Annotated in this window: 17 protein-coding genes; 14 read left to right on the forward strand and 3 right to left on the reverse strand. The window is 43.2% G+C overall.

The genetic code is table 11. The features are described 5' to 3' along the window. Positions 1–137: 137 nt before the first annotated feature. Positions 138–593: a plastocyanin/azurin family copper-binding protein gene (locus AB4180_RS19680; protein WP_102249622.1), complete on the reverse strand. Its 456-nt coding sequence runs from the start codon at positions 591–593 to the stop codon at positions 138–140. Positions 594–1,159: 566 nt separating this feature from the next. Here AB4180_RS19680 and nirB point away from each other — a divergent pair. The 4 genes from nirB (at position 1,160) to cobA (ending at position 6,141) form a co-directional block, all read left to right on the forward strand. Beyond that, complete coding sequence (nirB, locus tag AB4180_RS19685; protein WP_017098594.1) at positions 1,160–3,718, forward strand: nitrite reductase large subunit NirB; 2,559 nt, start codon at positions 1,160–1,162, stop codon at positions 3,716–3,718. A gap of 15 nt (positions 3,719–3,733) precedes the next feature. Then, positions 3,734–4,057: a nitrite reductase small subunit NirD gene (nirD, locus tag AB4180_RS19690; protein ID WP_009845418.1), complete on the forward strand. Its 324-nt coding sequence runs from the start codon at positions 3,734–3,736 to the stop codon at positions 4,055–4,057. 175 nt (positions 4,058–4,232) lie between these two features. Then, a complete protein-coding gene (locus tag AB4180_RS19695) occupies positions 4,233–5,048 on the forward strand; it encodes a formate/nitrite transporter family protein (protein ID WP_012600575.1) in 816 nt (271 codons plus the stop codon). Positions 5,049–5,364: 316 nt separating this feature from the next. After that, entirely contained in the window at positions 5,365–6,141 is a 777-nt protein-coding gene (cobA, locus tag AB4180_RS19700) for a uroporphyrinogen-III C-methyltransferase (protein ID WP_012600576.1), read from the forward strand. Between the two features lie 100 nt (positions 6,142–6,241). Here the strand turns inward: cobA and AB4180_RS19705 are convergent, their stop codons facing one another. Continuing rightward, the gene (locus tag AB4180_RS19705; protein WP_102249621.1) at positions 6,242–6,853 is read right to left on the reverse strand and encodes a DUF4174 domain-containing protein; all 612 of its coding nucleotides are present in this window, start codon (positions 6,851–6,853) and stop codon (positions 6,242–6,244) included. A gap of 170 nt (positions 6,854–7,023) precedes the next feature. On the opposite strand from AB4180_RS19705, the gene AB4180_RS19710 reads away from it, so the two are divergent. From AB4180_RS19710 to AB4180_RS19720, 3 genes are all read left to right on the forward strand, one after another. Next, positions 7,024–7,497, forward strand: a complete 474-nt coding sequence (locus tag AB4180_RS19710) for an NYN domain-containing protein (protein WP_009845414.1) — start codon at positions 7,024–7,026, stop codon at positions 7,495–7,497. Between the two features lie 80 nt (positions 7,498–7,577). Beyond that, complete coding sequence (locus tag AB4180_RS19715) at positions 7,578–8,243, forward strand: response regulator transcription factor (protein ID WP_009845413.1); 666 nt, start codon at positions 7,578–7,580, stop codon at positions 8,241–8,243. Then, positions 8,240–9,625 (forward strand): sensor histidine kinase, encoded by a 1,386-nt coding sequence (locus AB4180_RS19720; protein WP_102249620.1) that lies wholly within the window; start codon positions 8,240–8,242, stop codon positions 9,623–9,625. The genes AB4180_RS19715 and AB4180_RS19720 overlap by 4 nt, the downstream gene beginning before the upstream one ends. Before the next feature lie 201 nt (positions 9,626–9,826). Here the strand turns inward: AB4180_RS19720 and AB4180_RS19725 are convergent, their stop codons facing one another. Beyond that, positions 9,827–11,131 (reverse strand): dicarboxylate/amino acid:cation symporter, encoded by a 1,305-nt coding sequence (locus tag AB4180_RS19725; protein WP_102249619.1) that lies wholly within the window; start codon positions 11,129–11,131, stop codon positions 9,827–9,829. Positions 11,132–11,690: 559 nt separating this feature from the next. Between AB4180_RS19725 and AB4180_RS19730 the strand changes: the two genes are divergently transcribed. The 7 genes from AB4180_RS19730 to AB4180_RS19760 all read left to right on the forward strand — a co-directional run bounded on the left by AB4180_RS19730 (position 11,691) and on the right by AB4180_RS19760 (position 18,918). Continuing rightward, on the forward strand, positions 11,691–13,820 hold the full coding sequence (locus AB4180_RS19730) for a TonB-dependent siderophore receptor (protein WP_102249618.1): 2,130 nt from the start codon (positions 11,691–11,693) through the stop codon (positions 13,818–13,820). Between the two features lie 178 nt (positions 13,821–13,998). Next, positions 13,999–14,766: a DUF3450 domain-containing protein gene (locus AB4180_RS19735; protein WP_017102102.1), complete on the forward strand. Its 768-nt coding sequence runs from the start codon at positions 13,999–14,001 to the stop codon at positions 14,764–14,766. After that, positions 14,766–16,142: a MotA/TolQ/ExbB proton channel family protein gene (locus AB4180_RS19740; protein ID WP_102249617.1), complete on the forward strand. Its 1,377-nt coding sequence runs from the start codon at positions 14,766–14,768 to the stop codon at positions 16,140–16,142. Before AB4180_RS19735 ends, AB4180_RS19740 begins: the two co-directional genes overlap by 1 nt. Continuing rightward, positions 16,142–16,702: a MotA/TolQ/ExbB proton channel family protein gene (locus AB4180_RS19745; protein WP_065680030.1), complete on the forward strand. Its 561-nt coding sequence runs from the start codon at positions 16,142–16,144 to the stop codon at positions 16,700–16,702. Before AB4180_RS19740 ends, AB4180_RS19745 begins: the two co-directional genes overlap by 1 nt. Beyond that, positions 16,699–17,103 carry a biopolymer transporter ExbD gene (locus tag AB4180_RS19750; RefSeq protein ID WP_004731145.1) on the forward strand — a complete coding sequence of 135 codons (405 nt, stop codon included), beginning with the start codon at positions 16,699–16,701 and terminating at the stop codon, positions 17,101–17,103. The genes AB4180_RS19745 and AB4180_RS19750 overlap by 4 nt, the downstream gene beginning before the upstream one ends. 19 nt (positions 17,104–17,122) lie before the next feature. Continuing rightward, the gene (locus tag AB4180_RS19755; RefSeq protein WP_102249616.1) at positions 17,123–17,743 is read left to right on the forward strand and encodes an energy transducer TonB; all 621 of its coding nucleotides are present in this window, start codon (positions 17,123–17,125) and stop codon (positions 17,741–17,743) included. Continuing rightward, complete coding sequence (locus AB4180_RS19760; protein ID WP_102249615.1) at positions 17,740–18,918, forward strand: lipopolysaccharide assembly protein LapB; 1,179 nt, start codon at positions 17,740–17,742, stop codon at positions 18,916–18,918. The genes AB4180_RS19755 and AB4180_RS19760 overlap by 4 nt, the downstream gene beginning before the upstream one ends. The last annotated feature ends 227 nt before the right edge of the window (positions 18,919–19,145 follow it).

A 19,145-nucleotide genomic window follows, 5' to 3' on the forward strand; every position in this document is an offset into this window, starting at 1 on the left:
GATAAGTTAGATAAGTTAGAAGAAACAGCGCCAATTCGGTGCTGTTTCTTCTTGTTACTGACCTCTTAGCCTGTCTTCAGGCTGGCATTCCTATCACACATCAACAGAGAGCTGATGCTTCAAGGAAGGGACAAAGGTTATTGAACCTTTTGCTCTGCTTGATCGAGCAAGCCTTGCATCTTTTTCTGAGCTCTGCGACTCACACGTTTTTTTGCCGCGGTGCGAGCTTCTTCTAAGTTAACACTTGGATCACCAACAACCACAAGTGCCACCATTCCGTGTCGGTGATGTACTTTACATTTTATGCCATAAACTCCGGGCTTATCAAAAGTGACTTCCTGAGCATTTGACCCAGATATCATAAGAGGTTTAGCTCCGTCAGGAAGCATCCCTTGAATGCTATGAGCAGTATGAGAGCCAACGGTTCCTTTAAAAAGCACCTTGTCACCAGGTTCGATCTCTACGTAATCAGGAATGAATTGATACATCTTATCGATGTTTTCAGAATTCATGTCCATCACTTGTTTGATGACCTTTGTTTCAGCAAACGCAGGGGCTGCAATTATAGATAGGATTAGTAAAATTAGGCGCATCGTATTCACTCTATTAAATAAGAATTATTTTCAACAATGCTAATTTATTCAGGGTTTGGTTGGAAGTTGATTTTTACATCACACATGTGAATCAAAAGGGTTCTTGTGTTAGATCAAGCAAACAAACCGATGACCCAAGCTATAAACTGAATTCATCACGACATTAAAGGGCGAACAGCTTTGTTTACATTCCGAATAGGTAGGAGTGGTTTTCACAATTACACATAGTTTTTCACGCAAACGGTGTTCTACATGTATTTATAGGCTTCTATATATATTTATAAGAACCTAAATGAAAATGATTGTCATTTACTTACGTTATTGGTAACCTATTGTGAAACTTTACAACACTCTTTCAAGTGCGCCAAAGTGTATATAAAATCCCGCTAAACCCTATCAAAACCAAGGTTATTCGTTTGCTCAGCTCGATAAATAAGCAGATCTACCTCTTTTGTTCTACCCCTTTCGGGTAGTTCGTTTTCGTAATTGATTTACATCATATTTTCATTTTCTTTCATAATTCATTATTCGTGTAGTTAAGAAATATATAACCTTCAGGAATTCTTATGAGCAAGATGAAGCTAGTCGTAATCGGTAACGGGATGGTAGGCCATCGCTATATCGAAGATTTAGTCGAGAAGACAGATGTTGCAAACATGGACATTACGGTGTTCTGTGAAGAACCACGTGTTGCGTATGACCGTGTTCACCTTTCTTCTTACTTTTCACACCACACTGCAGATGAACTTTCTTTAGTTAAAGAAGGTTTCTACGAGAAACACGGCATCAATATGCTGATCGGTGAACGTGCTATCAACGTTAACCGTGAAAAGAAAACAGTTTACTCAAGCACGGGTCGTGAAATTCAATACGACAAACTTGTTCTTGCGACTGGTTCTTTCCCGTTTGTACCGCCAATTAAAGGCCACGAAGGTAAAGACTGTTTTGTTTACCGTACTATCGAAGACTTAAAAGCTATCGAAGCGACGGCAAAGAATTCTAAATCTGGTGTTGTTGTTGGTGGTGGTCTACTTGGTCTTGAAGCGGCTGGTGCACTAAAGGCATTAGGTGTGACGACTCACGTTGTAGAGTTTGCTCCCAAGCTTATGGCAGAGCAGCTTGATCTTGCTGGTGGCAATCAACTTCGTCAAAAAATCGAACGTATGGGCGTAAACGTTCATACAAGCAAGAACACGCTTGAAATTGCTCCTGAAGGCACTGAAGCTCGTAACGTAATGCGTTTTGCAGACGGTACAGAGCTAGAAACTGATTTCATCGTATTCTCTGCTGGTATTCGCCCACAAGACAAACTTGCTCGTCAAATGGGCCTAGGTATTGCGCCTCGCGGTGGTATCGAGATTAACGATCACTGTCAAACGACAGACAAAGATATCTACGCTATCGGTGAGTGTGCATCTTGGAACCAAACGTTCTACGGTCTAGTGGCTCCTGGTTACAAAATGGCGACCGTTGCGGTTGACCACGTTGTTGGTAACGAAAGCACATTTGAAGGTGCAGACATGTCTGCGAAGCTTAAGCTTCTTGGCGTGAAAGTAGGTTCTATCGGTGATGCTAACGGCCGCACTCCAGGTTGTAAGAGCTACGTTTACCAAAACGAAGAACAAGAAATTTACAAGCGACTAATCGTTTCTGAAGACAACAAGAAGCTGCTTGGTGCGGTAATGGTCGGTGATACGTCTGACTATGGTGATCTTCTTCAGCTAATGCTGAATGAAATCGACCTGCCAGAGCATCCAGATGCATTGATTCTTCCTGCTCACGCGGGTGCTGAAAAGCCAACACTTGGCGCGGATTCTTTACCGGAAACTGCTGTTATCTGTTCTTGTTTCGATGTAACTAAAGGCAAGATTGCACAAGCCGTTGCTGAAGGTCACCACACAATTGGTGATATCAAAGCAGTAACTGGTGCTGGTACTGGCTGTGGTGGTTGTATTCCACTTGTGACTTCAGTACTGAACGCTGAACTTGCTAAAGCCGGTGTTGAAGTGAAGAACGACGTATGTGAGCACTTTGCTTACTCTCGTCAAGAGCTTTTCCACCTGATTCGTATCGAAGAGATCAAAACATTTGATGAGTTACTAGAGAAATACGGTAAAGGCTACGGCTGTGAAGTATGTAAGCCTCTAGCGGGTTCTATTCTTGCTTCTTGCTGGGGTGAGCACATCCTTAAGCCTGAGCTAGTGAAACTGCATGATACCAACGATAACTTCTTAGGTAACATCCAAAAAGACGGTACTTACTCTGTTATCCCTCGTATGGCAGGTGGTGAAGTAACGCCTCAAGCACTAAGCGTTCTTGCTGATGTAGCGGCTGAATACAACCTTTACACCAAGATCACAGGTGCTCAGCGTATCGGTCTATTCGGTGCTCAAAAAGATGACTTACCAGCAATCTGGAAGAAGTTAGTTGCTGCGGGCTACGAAACAGGTCAAGCGTACGCGAAGGCGCTACGTATGGCTAAGACATGTGTCGGTTCAACTTGGTGTCGTTACGGCGTTCAAGATTCAGTTGGCCTAGGTGTGATGATCGAGAACCGTTACAAAGGCATCCGTACTCCTCATAAGATGAAGTTTGGTGTGTCTGGCTGTACTCGTGAGTGTGCTGAAGCTCAAGGTAAAGACTTAGGTATTATCGCGACTGACGCAGGTTGGAACATGTACGTATGTGGTAACGGTGGTATGAAGCCTCGTCACGCAGACTTACTTGCAAGCGACCTAGACCAAGAAACGCTGATCAAATACATCGACCGTTTCATGATGTTCTACATCCGCACGGCTGCGCCACTACAACGTACTTCGGTATGGATGGACAACCTAGAGGGTGGTGTTGACTACCTACGTGAAGTGATTGTCGACAACAAGCTTGGCATCAATGACCAACTTGAAGCGGACGTAGCTGGCCTTGTGGGTAACTTTGCTTGTGAGTGGACTGACACTATCAACGACGAAGCTCAACTTAAGCGCTTCTCACACTTCATCAATGCTGACGACCGTGATGAAAACGTTGTGTTTGTTGACGATGGCCGTGAACAACACCGCCCAGCAACATTCACAGAAAAACACCCAGAAGCGAAGGGCGATATCCTTCACGTTGAACTGGTTTAATTGGGAGACGACATCATGGCATTTACCAAAGTTTGTAAGATCGAAGACATTATTCCAGGTACCGGTGTTTGTGCGTTGGTTGGTGGTGAGCAAGTTGCTATTTTCCGCCCAACTAAAGCCGAAGAAGTGTTCGCTATTAGTAACACTGACCCGTTTTTTCAATCAAACGTTTTATCTCGCGGTTTAACGGTTGAGCACAAAGGTGAGCTTTGGGTGGCAAGCCCACTTAAGAAGCAACGCTTTAACCTAGCAACAGGTGTGTGCATGGAAGACGAGAGCTTCAGTGTAAAAGCGTATAAAGCTCGCGTTACTAAAGGTGCTGTAGAAGTTTCAGCATAGTTAATTCGAAACCATAGCTAGTGCGAAACCATAGCTAGTTCGAAACTTCGACACAGTTACTTAGCAAGATTTGATAGATCAAGGGTTCTAGTTATCGACATTGCCTTAATTCGGCAATTAGAACCTTTTCCTATCCGATTTCAACTTTTAATTTTAACTTTTTAAGGACAATCTTATGTCTACTGATTTTAAACCAGCAGAATTCGTTCAAACAATGATCGATGTAGGTGAAGCGAAAACGAAAACAAGTACTCGTGATCTACTGATTCGAAGCACAATGGCAGGCATCATTCTTTCTCTTGCTGTTGTAGTGGCAATCACGACTATCGTGCAAACAGGCATTGGTATTGTTGGCGCTCTTGTGTTCCCTGTGGGCTTCGTCATTCTAAGTGTAATGGGCTATGACCTAGTAACCGGTGTATTTGGCCTTGCTCCTTTAGCGAAATTTGATAACCGTCCAGGTATTACTTGGGGTCGTATTTTACGTTGTTGGGGTCTTGTTGGTCTTGGTAACCTTATCGGTTCTTTAATTGTTGCAGTGTTAGTGGCAATTTCACTCACAGGTAACTTCTCTTTAGAACCAAACGCAGTTGCTCAAAAGTTCATTGCTGTTTCTACAGGTCGTAGCCTAGGGTTTGAAAACATGGGCATGGACGGCTGGATCACATGTTTCGTGCGCGGCATCTTCTGTAACCTAATGGTTTGTCTAGGTGTGATTGGTAACATGACTGCACGTACAGTTGCTGGTCGTGTAGCAATGATGTGGTTCCCGATCTTCATCTTCTTCGCACTTGTATTTGAGCACACAGTGGTAAACATGTTCCTATTCCCACTGGGTATGATTCTTGGCGCTGACTTCGGTATCGCGACATGGTTGAACTTCAACCTTATCCCAACAATCTTAGGTAACATCGTTGGTGGCCTACTGTTAACGTGTGTTCCTCTATACCTGACTCATGCTAAAACAGCTCCTTCTCTAGGCGCGAAGTAATACGGTAAACGTAAGTTAGTATGAGATTGAAAGCCCCAACAACGTGTTTGGGGCTTTTTTAGTTGGAAAGCTGTCAGTGTATTCTCGGGCAGACAACATCTTAGTTATCATAGATGCGTTGTTTGCTATTGAGCAAAACATCCGCAATAGATTGTTTTGTTATAATTATTTCTATCTTCGTTAGTATTTAGACTGAATATTTATTTCAACACCTGATAGTCTAAGAGTTAAGGATTTTGATAAGTCATCATGAATACAGTGACTTATCACATAGATTGAAGCTTGAGATAAAACAAGCAAACCTTCGGAGCGCAGAATGTCAGAAGTATCGTCATCGAATGTTAAAGAAGTAAGCAATGGATTTGTTTCATTGGTAGGTGCAGGTCCGGGCGACCCAGACTTACTTACACTAAAAGCCGCACGAGTGATTCAACAAGCAGACGTGTTGGTTTATGACCGCTTGGTATCAAAAGATATCTTAGCGATGGCTAATCCAGAAGCTGAAATGTTGTATGTGGGTAAGAAGCTCGATCATCACTGCGTGCCACAAGATCAGATCAACCAACTATTGGTGACCAAAGCACAAGAAAACAAGCACGTTGTGCGTCTAAAAGGTGGTGATTCGTTTATCTTTGGCCGTGGTGGCGAAGAGTGCGAAACGTTAGCTGAGAATGACGTGAGATTTGAAGTGATTCCTGGCATTACTGCAGCCGCAGGAGCGACCGCATATGCGGGAATTCCATTGACTCACCGTGACCACGCGCAAAGCGTACAGTTTATTACGGGTCATTTGAAGAAAGATGGCGAAGATATTGACTGGCGTTCTCTTGCTCAGCACAATCACACGATCGTGTTTTACATGGGCTTGAAAGAGAGTCCTAATATTCAGAAGAATTTACTCGATAACGGTATGCGAGAAGACATGCCAGTTGCGATTATCGAAAATGGCACTCGCCAAGAGCAGAAAGTGTTTAGAGGTGGGCTACGTGACCTAGCTGATCTTGCTGGCGTTGCAAAGAGCCCTGCACTGATTGTGGTTGGAAGTGTTGCTCAGCTCCATGAAAAACTGGCTTGGTTTAACAAGCAAGCTTAAGTGATTGATGATCAAGCTTAGCTTGTTAGCTTGTTAGCTTGTTAGCTTGTTAGCTTGTTAGCTTGGTTGATGGTTAACCAAAGGCTTAGCTGACTAAGAATCAAATACTGCAGCGGCTACTCTGTCGCTGCATTTCTTGTTGGCGCATGGGCATTTCGTCAATAATATTAGTGATTAAACTCCAGTCGGTTTTACCACTCCACCTATGTTTCTCTTTCCCGTCTTTACCAATCAACACGGCAGTGTGTGAACCTTTGGGTATTCCATAACTGTTAGTCACTGCATCCAAATTAAACTCTTCAACTAACCATGCAGGAACGGTGTAGCCGCTTTCGGCGATGACCATGATAACTACATCTCGCTCGTCCAATTGACAATTGTTAATCAAGACTTCATTGAGAAACTCTTTTACGATCGAATCTTCTGTTGGAGCGAAATAAATAACACTGCGGTGTGGCAGAGCTTTGGATTGAGAGTAGGCTGGGTAGGCGTGTAACGAGTTGACTGACAGAATCATAAACATAACCGTGCTTGCTATTAGAGCGTTCAGTGGTTTGGAAATTACGTTTGTTCCCGATGCCTTAGTTATCGCTGCCTTAGTTATGGCAGCGTTAGTTATGGCAGCGTTAGCTATTGCCGCGCAGCAACGTGTCAATACTGAGTAAATGGTGTCGCTGCCAAGGCATGATCTGATTATTTGTCGGTACTTCATGTTCCACCTTCCTCGATAAACCCAAACAAGCTCTAAGTTAATAACAACTACGTTAAGCCAATAACAACTACGTTAAGCATAGCTAATGAGTTCATTTTTATTAAAGAAAGCGACTCGCATTTTAGAAGTGAATAGAATAGGGTATACGGAAAATCTAAAGGTATGAATTTATGGAAAACATAGCAATTTTGGTCGACGTTCAGAACGTTTACTATACAACACGCGATAAATACCGTTCTAACTTCGACTATAACCAGTTTTGGTATGTTGCCACGGAAGGACGTAACGTTGTCGAAGCCAATGCTTACGCAATCTCAAGCCAAGATCCTAAACAGCGCCAATTCCACCATATCCTTCGTGGTGTTGGTTTTAATGTGAAGCTAAAACCGTTTATTCAGCGTCGTGATGGTAGCGCCAAAGGGGATTGGGATGTCGGTATCGCGTTAGACGCGATAGAGCTTGCGGAGACGGTTGATACGATTGTTTTGGTATCCGGAGACGGTGATTTTGAAATCTTGGTAGAGCGAATCAAAGAGCGTTTTGGAAAGCCTGTTGAAGTGTATGGCGTTCCTGGGTTAACAGCTCAAAATCTTATCGATTCTGCCTCAAAATTTGTACCGATTGAAAAAGATTTTCTTCTATAGAGGAAATCACGCACTTTATAATTGAAATCAATAATAACGATAATTAGAATGCAAACAGTTCTTATTTATCGGTATGTGAAATGTCTCGTGTTTTAGTTGTTGATGATGATATTCAGTTGTGTGAGTTACTGGGTGAAGTGTTGGAAAATGAAGGGTATCACGTTGATACCGTTCATTGCGGTGAATCAGCTCTAGAGTTTATTCAATCAAATCCTGTTGATTTAGTCTTACTCGATGTGATGCTCCCCAATTTAAGTGGTATTCAAGTCGCTAGACGTATTTGTCAGCGTTTTGCTACTCCTATCCTTATGCTAACTGCGCTTAATGATGATGCCTCCATGCTAGATGGCTATCAAGCCGGGGCAGATCAATACATCGCTAAGCCTTTCAATGTTCCTGAGCTTTTGACCCGGATTAAGGTGATCTTACGCCGAGTTGGGTTTGAGCGTCAAAGACAATCAATGGCTTCATCTAATCAAGGTTTGTGCGAGCAACTTACCCGTTTACCTTTAACGGGCACTGAAAAAGAGTTGCTCGATTATCTGATCAAAAATAATGGCATCGTTGTATCAAAATCTGACTTGCAAATACATGTCTTGAAGAAAGAGCTGTGCCCCTTCGATCGTAATCTAGATATGCATATCAGCAATATACGTCGAAAATTGGTGCAGGCTGGCTTATCAAAGCAACATATTAAAACTGTGCGCGGTCAAGGCTACAGTTACCTAGAGTCGGTAGGAGTATGAGTAACTGGTTTCTACGGTGCCCTGATTTTGTTATCAAGCGTAAGGATGGCTTAACGTTTCAGCTGTTCAGTTGCCTGACAGTGATTTTAGTCAGCATACTCATCCTTCAAGGTGTCGCAGAACGAGCGCTGATGAAAGCTTTGTTGAAGGTACCTGAACCTGTCAAAGCTGAAATGTTGGATTTGGCTTATCAAGCTAATGTACTGATCGAAGAAGGGGACATGGATGAGCTTGCCGACTGGGGCAATGCCCAACGTTATTATTTATTCATCATCGATGAAAACAACCGACCGATTACCCACCGACACATGCATCCGCATTTTGAATTTAAGTTGAAGTATCTGCGTACATTAGACCATCAACTCAGTGATCGTGTGAGTAAGCCTATCTTCGGCTTGCCACTTGATAACGGCAATACACTCGTGATCCAACTGCCAGGCCAGTTTCATCCAGCAAAATCCTTTGCTCCGTATTCCTATGCGCTGAAAGCTGTGATTGCTTTGATCGTGTTATCGCTGTTTTCCATTATTATGGCGAAAAGTTTGCAGCAGCCACTCGATCGTTTAAGGGAGGCCAGTCGAAGGCTCGCACAAGGAGACTTTTCAGTGAGTGTTGTGTCTGAGTTGGATTCAACTACACGTGAATTCAATGAGCTTGCCAAGGATTTTGACCATATGACCTTTGAGATTAAGTCTCTGGCTGAAAAGCAGCGTCGTTTGATTCGTGATGTATCACATGAGTTGAGGACACCGTTAGCAAGGCAGAATCTCGCATTACATTTACTACGTAGTAAAGTCGATGAAAAAAGTATGGGGTTACTCGAACGGATGGAAAGCGAAACGGAAGAGATGAATAAGCTGGTGGGTGAAATTCTTGAGTTCAGTCGCCTAGAAACCTCTCGTTATGATTCTAAGTTAACTCCAATGCATCTTGAGCAGTATTGCTCAATGCTAATTGTACAGATGCAAAATGATTTGAAACCTAATCAAACCTTGACTGGTGATTTGGAAACAGCGACATCAATGGTTAATGTTGATGAGAGGCTACTTTTGAGGGTGATCAGTAACCTTGTAGGAAATGCGATCAAATACGCAGGGGGCAATGCGGATATTGTCGTCAAGACCTACGGGCAGGTCAATGATAAGCGTTACAGTGTCATTTCTGTGGAGGATGATGGTGAAGGTATTCCAGATAACAAGATTGCAGATATCTTTGACCCGTTTACCCGCATTGAGTCAGCCAGAGATAAACAGTCTGGTGGTTACGGTCTTGGACTCGCGATCGTTAAGGAAGCCATGGGAGTGATGAATGGGCATGTTACCGCTGAGAACAGAGAAGGTGGGGGACTTAGAGTGAACCTTATGTTTCCTATCGTAGATTAAGCGTTAGGCTCGGCACTCAACGCTCAGCCCCTGTAATGAGAAGATAGATGAGAGTTGAATCGTTTCGGCTCAAAGAGAACCCAATTAAAAACGCCACTTTATCAGCAGTGGCGTTTTTGTATACACGCTTTTCATTATCAGGCTAAGGCACAGCCATTAATTGCGCCTTGGCTTGAAAGTAAGAGCACCAGAGAAGCTAGATTATGCCTGTTGGCGTGCTAGCTTTACTTCTTCTTCTTTTTCACCGGCTGCTGGGTCATTGAAGCGAGCTTCGTCAAAAGATCCTTCAGATTTAGCCACAATGATAGTTACGGCACTATCACCAGTGATGTTTACGGCAGTACGGATCATGTCAAGAAGACGGTCAACACCCATGATTAATGCGATACCTTCGAGCGGCAGTCCAACTTGGTTCAATACCATCGCCAACATAACAAGACCAACACCAGGAACACCTGCTGTACCAACAGAAGCCAGTGTCGCTGTTAGGATCACCATTAGGTAATCACCCATAGTCAGGTCGATGTTGTACGCTTGTGCGATAAACGCCGTTGCAACACCCTGCATGATAGCAGTACCGTCCATGTTGACAGTTGCGCCTAGTGGAACTGTGAACGAAGCGACTTTGTTGTCTACGCCCATGCGGTTTTTAGCCGTTTCCATTGTCACTGGAATCGTTGCGTTTGAAGATGCTGTTGAGAATGCAAACATGATTGCATCTTCCATCTTACGTAGGAACGTAATTGGGCTAAGGCCTGTAAACCCTTTAAGCATCGCACTGTAAGTTACTAAACCGTGTAACAGTAGAGTACCAGCTAACACTAAGAAGTATTCCGCTAGGTTCCAAATCGCGCCCAAGCCAAGGCCTGAGAACAGTTTAGCCATCAAGAAGAACACACCGTAAGGCGCAAGGTTCATCAGAAGAGCGACAAGCTTCATGATCACTTCGTTCAAATCAGAGAAAACCGCAGCGATACGCTCACCTGGTTTACCCGCTGCACTGATTGCAATACCAAACAACACAGCAAATACGATAACTTGTAGCGTTTTGCCCTCAGCCATCGCCTGAATAGGGTTGGTCGGGAACATGTCGATGATGACTTGGCCCAAAGAAGGAGCATCAGCTGATTTGAAAGAGCTCGCAGCAGTAAGATCCGCACCCGCTCCAGGTTGGAACAGGTTACCTATAGTCAATGCTAGAGTGATAGCAACGGCTGTAGTACCGATATAAAGTGCAAGCGTTTTGCCACCCATACGGCCAAGAGTTGATAAATCTTTAAGAGAGCTTGTACCGCACACGAGTGAAACGAAGACGAGTGGTACAACAAGCATTTTTAAACTGGCGACAAAGATCTGTCCGCCTACTTCAAAGAGTCCGTTAACGATGTAGTTGTTAACAAATCCGCTGTCTGCAAAAAGGGATTGAATGGCAAATCCCGTTAATATGCCCACGACCATGCCGAGGATAACTCGACCAGTTAGAGACATAGGTTTCTTGGTATTCATTTAGAACACTCCTTATTATTTATAACTTTGATACCTTTCCAAAGTGAGCAGGAGATTAGCAGTCGGTTGTTTAAATCGAAAAACAAAAAATGAGTTTGGAATTACAGATGTGATCATAATCACTGATAATCGTTCAAATAAAACAAATTAAAACAAAATAATTCACCAGTCATTTACATTTATCGAGTGTTTTATACAAAAATTCGTCGTTCTGAAGGTAATAAATAAGATAAGAGGATTTTGTTATAGATGTTTGCTTATTACATTGACTGCGCAAATGGCGGTGTTTCAAAAAGTTTGGCGCAGAGAACCGATTTTTAATTCAAGTGCTCGTTAAATGACTGTATTGAATTGGTTTCTTTTAACTGCAGGTTAACGACTGGTCAGCTCGTCTTTACAAAACTTTACGAATGCAAAGAATGTAAATTTAATGCAAATAGTAATAGTTATCACTTATATTCCCCCTCGAAATAATTCAGTGGTACCGGAAACGGTCTAACGGACACATCGAATAAATAACAAAGTGTTCGTCTAAAAGAATAAAAGTGGAGAAAAGGACATGTTTTCAAAAAAGCCATTGGCTTTAGTGATCGGCGCAGTATTAGCTTCACCAGCAGTATTGGCAGAAGCAGTAAAAACTGACGAGCATATGGTTGTTGAAGGTCGTGATTACGGTTATAAAGCCGACACGAATACAACAGCAATGCGCATGGAGGCGACTCAATTAGAGACTCCAGGACAAGTTACGATTATCAGTGAACAAATCATTGATGAGCAACGCGCAAGCACGCTTGGCGAAGTATTAAAAAATGATGCGTCAATTTCAGCGGGTTCTAAATCAACAAACCGTGAGCGCTTCAACCTACGTGGTTTCTCTCTAGGAAGCAGTTCTGGTTACTTGCGCGATGGCGTTCAACACTGGTCTCATTACCGTCAACCGGTAGAACTACTAGAACGTGTTGAAGTACTAAAAGGCCCTGCAGGTTTGCTCTACGGTAAATCAGCACCTGGTGGCCTTGTTAACATGGTTGCTAAGAAGCCTACGTATGAAACTCAAGTTAGCGTAAGCCAAGACATTGGTTCTGACAGCTACACACGTACTACCGCTGATGTAAGCGGTTCATTGAACGCTGATCAAACTCTACGTGCTCGTCTTATTGTTTCACAAGAAAACCAAGACTCTTACCGCACACGTTTTGACGGCACAGATGTAGAGACTGACCGCTTTGTTGGTGGCCTATTTGTTGATTACGATATCAACGAAGATGTGATGCTATCTGCGCATTACGACCGTACTCAAGAGTTGGGTGATCTAGATAACGGCTCAAAGATTGATACGAAAACAGGTAAAGCGATTACCCCAAATACGGTTAATGACCAACGCTTCGCACAAACAGACAACGACGTAGCAAACTACGGTGTGGCTGTTACAGCAAACTTGAGCGATACATGGGCAGTTAAATCGGGTATCAGTCGTCAGTTTTACGAACGTCGCCGTACTGAATCAGATAACGTTATTGATTCAAAGAAAGACAGAAAAACCAAGAAAACACTAGGTTATGGTTACAAAGTGTCAGACCGTCATGATGAGTGGACGTTTGATACGGCTTACGTAGATTTTACTGGTGATGTTGATGCATTTGGTGTGAATCACCGTCTGTTGGTGGGTGCAAATGGGTTGCACTACGATTACAAGCGCCTGTACGTATCAGATTACGCTTGTTTTAACGCTTCAGAAGCAGACACAATGAAAGAGTGTGGCAAAGGCTTTGATATGCCTGCAGACATTCACTATAACAACGATGATTCAGTATCACACTCGAAGAGCCAACACTACGGTCTATATCTTCAAGATTTAGTGACGTTCAATGAGCAGTGGCAAGCACTTGCTGGTGTTCGTTTCGCTTACGATGATACGACGAGCAGTTCTGGTAAAGAAGAGAGCTACAATAACATCCTACCTAAGTTCGGTGCGATTTACTCTCCGGCGCCAAACGGTTCTATTTACGCGGTTTACTCTGAAAGTTTTGAACCTGTAAGTGAGATTTCTGATAAAGATGATGTGAACTTCGGCCAGTCTCAAGATGCGAAGAAAGGTACACTTTATGAGCTAGGCTCAAAGTGGGAACTGTTTGATGAGCGTTTATTCGTATCAGGAGCAGTATTCCAGATCACACAAACGAACATGCAAGTTACAGAAGACCTTCCTGCATCTCATGCAAAAGATACTCGTACTACACAGGTGGGTGAGCAAGTTCACACCGGTGTGGAGCTAGCTGCGACGGGCTACGTGACGGATGCGCTCTCTGTAAGTGCATCAACAATGTTCTTAGATGCTGAATATAAGAATGACCCTGCTCTTAATGGTAAAACACCAGCAGACGTTCCTGAATTTACTGCAAGCATCTGGTCTACTTACGCATTCAACAACGGTACTGATGTAAACCTAGGTGTGTATCACGTAGGTGAGCGTTACACTGAAAGTGCTAACACATTTAAGAAAGACGCTTACACTCGTGTAGATGCAGGTGTTGCACATACTATCAAGTACGATGAAAACTTAGACTTTGTTGCACGCTTTAATGTAGAGAACTTATTCGATACAGATTACCTAGAAGGCGGCAGCACTCGCGGCGTTGTTGTTGGCGAAGGTCGTAACTACATGGCTACGTTACAGGTAAAATACTAATTTGTTAGTAGGGTACTATTGGTAGCTTAAATATTAAGGGGAAGGTTTCGACTTTCCCCTTTCTTGATTCTGCTATTTAGTAAAAATACCCCTAGCAATGCGAGTGGTTTTTAATGATAATGAGACTGCTTATCAATAAAACTCATTTGTTCTTCTTCTAAAGTAAATGACTACAATTATGAATCTTTTAAAAACTAGCCTAGCACTTGCCATCAGTTTGGTTGCAACGTCATCGATGGCAAACAGCTTGGATCAAGCTCAATCAATTCAAAACAAGACCAATAACGCGTCGGCTTCAAGCCAGAAGGTTATTGATAAAAGCTCACAAGCAACATTATTGCTGCAAGCTGAGGTTGAGCGTCTGCAAGAAGAAGTGAAAAATTTAGAAATCTATCACGATCACCTTGCCGCATTGGTTAAGAGCCAAGATCAAGAAGCGCAGAGTATTGAAGGGCAGATCGACGAAATCAAACTAACACGTCAAGGTGTAGTGCCTTTGATGTACAAGATGATCGATGGTCTCCAAGAAGTTATTGAAAGCGATCTACCTTTCAAGACAAATAGCCGTCTGCGTCGCGTTGAAAAGCTGAAAGCGATGATGACTCGTGCTGATGTCAGTGATGCTGAAAAATATCGCCGTATTTTAGAGGCGTACCAAATTGAAGTGGATTACGGTATTAAGCTAAGTTCTTATTCAAGCCGTGTCGAGTTAAGTCAAGATAAAGTGCTTGAAGTTGATATTTTGCATCTTGGCCGCATTTCACTGGTCGCTCGTAACTTAAATGGTACCCAATATTGGTCTTGGGACCAAAATAGCGATCAATGGCAAGAGTTGGATTCTTCGATGAAATCTGAGTTGGACAAAGCGTACGATATTGCTAATAAGCAAGCGTCTCCAAGCTTAATTACTTTACCTGTTTCTTTAACTGTTGCGGAGGTTAAGTAATGAACTTAAAGCCATTAGCAGCATTGCTTTGCATTACGTCAATTTCATTTTCTGCTTTCTCTGCATCAGACACGACAGCTCAGCTTGTTAACAAAGCAAAATCAGAGAGTCGCACGCAAGCGTCTCATAACGTAATTCGTGAAGCTGACTTTAAAAAGACAGAACAACAACTCAAAGCGATCAAAGCACAGCTTGAAGCTAAACGTAGCTCTATTCAAGGTGCGACCGATGTTCTGACTCAGACATTCAGTGATAACGAAAACAAGCTTGCTCGTTTAGAAGAGAAACTGCGTTTAGAAACAGGTAGCTTAGGTGAGTTGTTTGGCGTTGTAAGACAAAATGCAAAAGACCTTGAACATGAGCTTACGGATACAGTAACTAACGTAGATCGCGCAGCGTATACAGAAACTGTTTATCAAATCGTGGACGCAAAATCATTACCGTCAATGCCCCAGTTAACAGGTCTTTGGTTGAGCATGATGGAGCAAATTCAAGCAAGTTCAGAGATAAGCAAGTCGACAGTTTCACTAGTTAATAGTGAAGGGGTTACTGAAAAGGCAGAAGCTTATCGACTGGGTTCTATTGGCTTAGTTGCTGAGTCAGGTTACGTATGGTGGGATGCTAGACATCAAGATGCAATAGTTTACTTGAAGCAGCCTTCACAAGGTCCAACACTGGCGTCGCTTTCTACTTTAGCGAATGGTGAAGTGTCTAACGTGGTCGTCGATCCCTCTCGTGGATTCATGCTAGAACAATTAGCTTTGGAACCAAGCCTAGCTGATCGCCTGCAAGCAGGTGGCCTAGTTGGTAAAGTTATTCTTGGCTTGTTGGCAATCGGCTTAATCATCGCATTGGTTCGTGGTATTTCTTTGGCTATCGCTCGTCAGAAGATTCGTGCACAGCTTAAGAACCCAAAACAAGCTGGCAATAACCCTCTGGGTCGTGTTCTTGCGGTTTACAGCAAAGAGAAAAATCAAACAGTAGAAGCATTAGAACTGCGACTTTTAGAAGCGGTAGTGGATGAACAAACTCACCTAGAGAAAGGTTTATCAATGCTGAAGCTTCTAGCTGCTCTAGCACCAATGCTTGGCTTGCTAGGTACCGTAACCGGCATGATCGAAACATTCCAAGTGATCACACAGTTTGGTAATGGTGACCCTAAAGTAATGGCGGGTGGTATTTCGATGGCACTTGTTACAACGGTACTTGGCCTTGTTGCTGCAATGCCACTGCTATTGGCACACAACATTCTGAGTACTCAGTCAGAGAACATTCGCAATATTCTGGAGAAGCAGGGCATTGGCCTTGTTGCTGAGCAGGCAGAGAAGTCTATTGAACCAAGCGCTGTTATTTCACAAGTTGGGACTGCCGCGTAATGGATATTTTGTCGGGTTCTCTATTACCAGCGAGTTGGTTAACGAGTAACTGGCTGCTGTCTTTATCAAACTTTATGGAGCAGGGCGGTTTCGTTCTGTGGTGGCTAGCGGCTGTCGTCCTCGTTTTTTGGGTACTTGTGGTAGAACGTGTGCTTTATCTCGCGTTCTACTTTCCAAAGCAGCGTCAAGCTTGGATTAATCAGTGGCATGAAAGAGAAGATCACTCTTCTTGGCATGCTAAAGCCATTCGTGAAGGTTGGTTGGGGCAAGCGAGTATTTTACTTAACCAAAACTTGAACTTTATTAAGCTGTTAGTTGCTATTTGTCCAATGCTGGGTTTGCTCGGTACCGTAACCGGTATGATCTCCGTTTTTGATGTCATGGCGACTCAAGGAAGCAGTGACCCTAAATTGATGGCTTCAGGTATCTCGTTGGCAACTTTACCAACGATGGCGGGTATGGTTGCTGCATTAGCGGGCATGTTTGTTCATGCTCGTTTAGCGAAAGTCTGTAACCGCTTAGAATTGAAATTAGAAAAATCTTTAAGGAGTCAACGATGAGACTCGGTCGACGTCATTCTAAAAACGAAGAGGCTCAAATAGACCTTACTTCGATGCTTGATATCGTATTCATCATGCTTATTTTCTTCATTGTGACGAGTTCATTTGTTCGTGAATCTGGTGTTGAAGTCAATCGCCCGCAAGCTTCAAATGTAGTGAGCCAAAAAGATGCAGGTATCTTTGTCGCGATTACTTCTGCGAATGACATTTTCATAGATAAACGTGTTGTGGATGTTGAACGTGTTCAAGCGACGTTAGAACACTTGTTGCTAGAACAACCTGATGCTTCTTTGGTTATTCAGGCGGACGAGCATGCTTATAACGGTACGGTTGTTAAAGTGATGGACGCTGCCAAAGGTGCGGGTGTTAAAAATATTGCGCTTGCAGCTGAAAAGCGATGATCTTGGAGGATCTTAATCAATGATTCGCCTATTTCTTGCATTACCTTTAGCGGGAGCGTTGGGTTTAGCACTATTTTCTTTCATGGCTTGGATGGTCGATAATGGACACCAACGTTCGCCAGAAAATGGTGAGACGTTAAGTTTCAACATGGTGATGGTTGAACAAGAACAAGAAGTACAGAGAAGACAACGTGCAGTCCCGGAACAACCCGAAATGCCAGAGCCGCCACCGCAAGCGCAAACGTCTCAGTCGCAAGCTGAAGTAACGCCTCTGAATTCAATGTCTTCACTGTCTTCACTGGATTTGAATACTTCAATTGAAGGCCTAGCGATTAACGCTCCAACATTTTCTGATTTTGGGTCAAATCAACAGGTAATGCCGCTTTATCGAGTTGAACCTCGTTATCCAGCAAAAGCGCTAAAGCGTGGCGCAGAAGGGTATGTCATTTTGTCTTTTACAATCGATGAAACAGGACGTTCTGTTGATATTCAAGTTACGGATGCAAATCCACGTCGTATGTTTGAACGTGAAGCGATAAGAGCACTTAAAAAATGGAAGTATCAACCTAAAGTCGTCGATGGAAAAGCGGTAGCGCAGGTTGGTCAAACCGTGAAACTAGAGTTTAAGTTGGCAAAATGATGAAACAGATATGGATATTAGTGGGCTTGTTGATAATGCCCCTTACAGTACCGGCAAAAGAGCTTACCCAATACACCGTTATTCGTGTTCAAAAGGCGAATAAACTTGCTCAAGAGGAGCAGGTTAAACAGGCGATTGAGGTTTTGGCTAGTTTGGAGTTATCTAAAGGCTATGACAAAGCCTATGTCGCTCGCATGCTTGGTGTGTTTTACTGGCAAGATGGTAAAACAGAGACGGCAATCAAGCAGCTTACTTATGCAGTGGATAGTCGCTTATTGGTCGATGAACAAGCTTGGGTAACGAAACGTATGTTAGCTGATTTACTGCTTAGCGAGCAGGATTTTAAAGCGGCATTACCACACTATTATGAGCTCGTTAAAACAGCACCGGAAACTGAAAAGAAAGACACACTATGGATGCGAATTGCTCAAGCTGAATACCAAATTGAAAACTGGACGAAAGTACTGGCGGCTATAGGTAGTCATAACAAGTTTAATTCAAAACCACAGTTGTCGCCTCTCTCGTTAAAGCTGGGTGCTCAACTACAGTTAAAACAATGGAAGCAATCAATTCCTACGTTAGAAAGTTTAGTTGAACTTCAACCCGAAAAAGACAACTGGTGGCGTCAACTGGTCGGGATTCAGTTAAGGCTAGAGCGTAGCCGAGATGCGTTGAATACCTTAGCGCTTGCTGAGCTACAAGGTGTTGAACTGAATAATTCAGACCGTAGGCTACTTGCTCAACTGTACGCGAAACGAGGCATCCCTGAGCGCGCTGCGCAAGAAATTAGCAAGTTAGATGACGCAAACAGCGATGTTCAACTTCTGGCTGAGCAAGCAACCTACTGGCAGCTAGCGAAAGAGTGGGACAATGCTATTGAAGTGTGGACGTTAGCGTCGAATATGAACACTCGATACCATTGGAATGTTGCTCAATTATTGGTTCAGCAAGGTTACTACAAGCGAGCTCTGGTTGTTTTAGACAAAGTGAAAGACAAGAACAAGCAAGCTGACGTTGCATTAGCGAAAGTACGTTCATGGTATAAGTTGAAGAACTTAGATAATGCTCTCGCTCAAGCTAAGCGGGCGAACAACATTGAACCGTCTCCTGAGGCTAAAGGGTGGATCAAATATTTGACCCAGCTGAGAACGGTAAGCGAAAGTGGAAACGCCTAATCACATATAGTTAGAAGCTAGAAAACAGAGTACTAAATAAGACAGTGAAAGGGTGTCATTTGAATGTTCAAATGACACCCTTTTTTTGTATTCAATAGACTTAAACCTTAAACCTTGGTGCCTGAGCGGTGCTGTTGTTTGACTGAGGTAAGAATATTACCAATCACAGTAAGTAAGTGATCATAAATAGCGCAGGAAAAATGCTTGAGAACAAGGCGGAAATTTTC

The sequence above is a fragment of the Vibrio sp. 10N.286.49.C3 genome, assembly GCF_041469545.1.
Classification (GTDB): Bacteria; Pseudomonadota; Gammaproteobacteria; order Enterobacterales; family Vibrionaceae; genus Vibrio; species Vibrio tasmaniensis_A.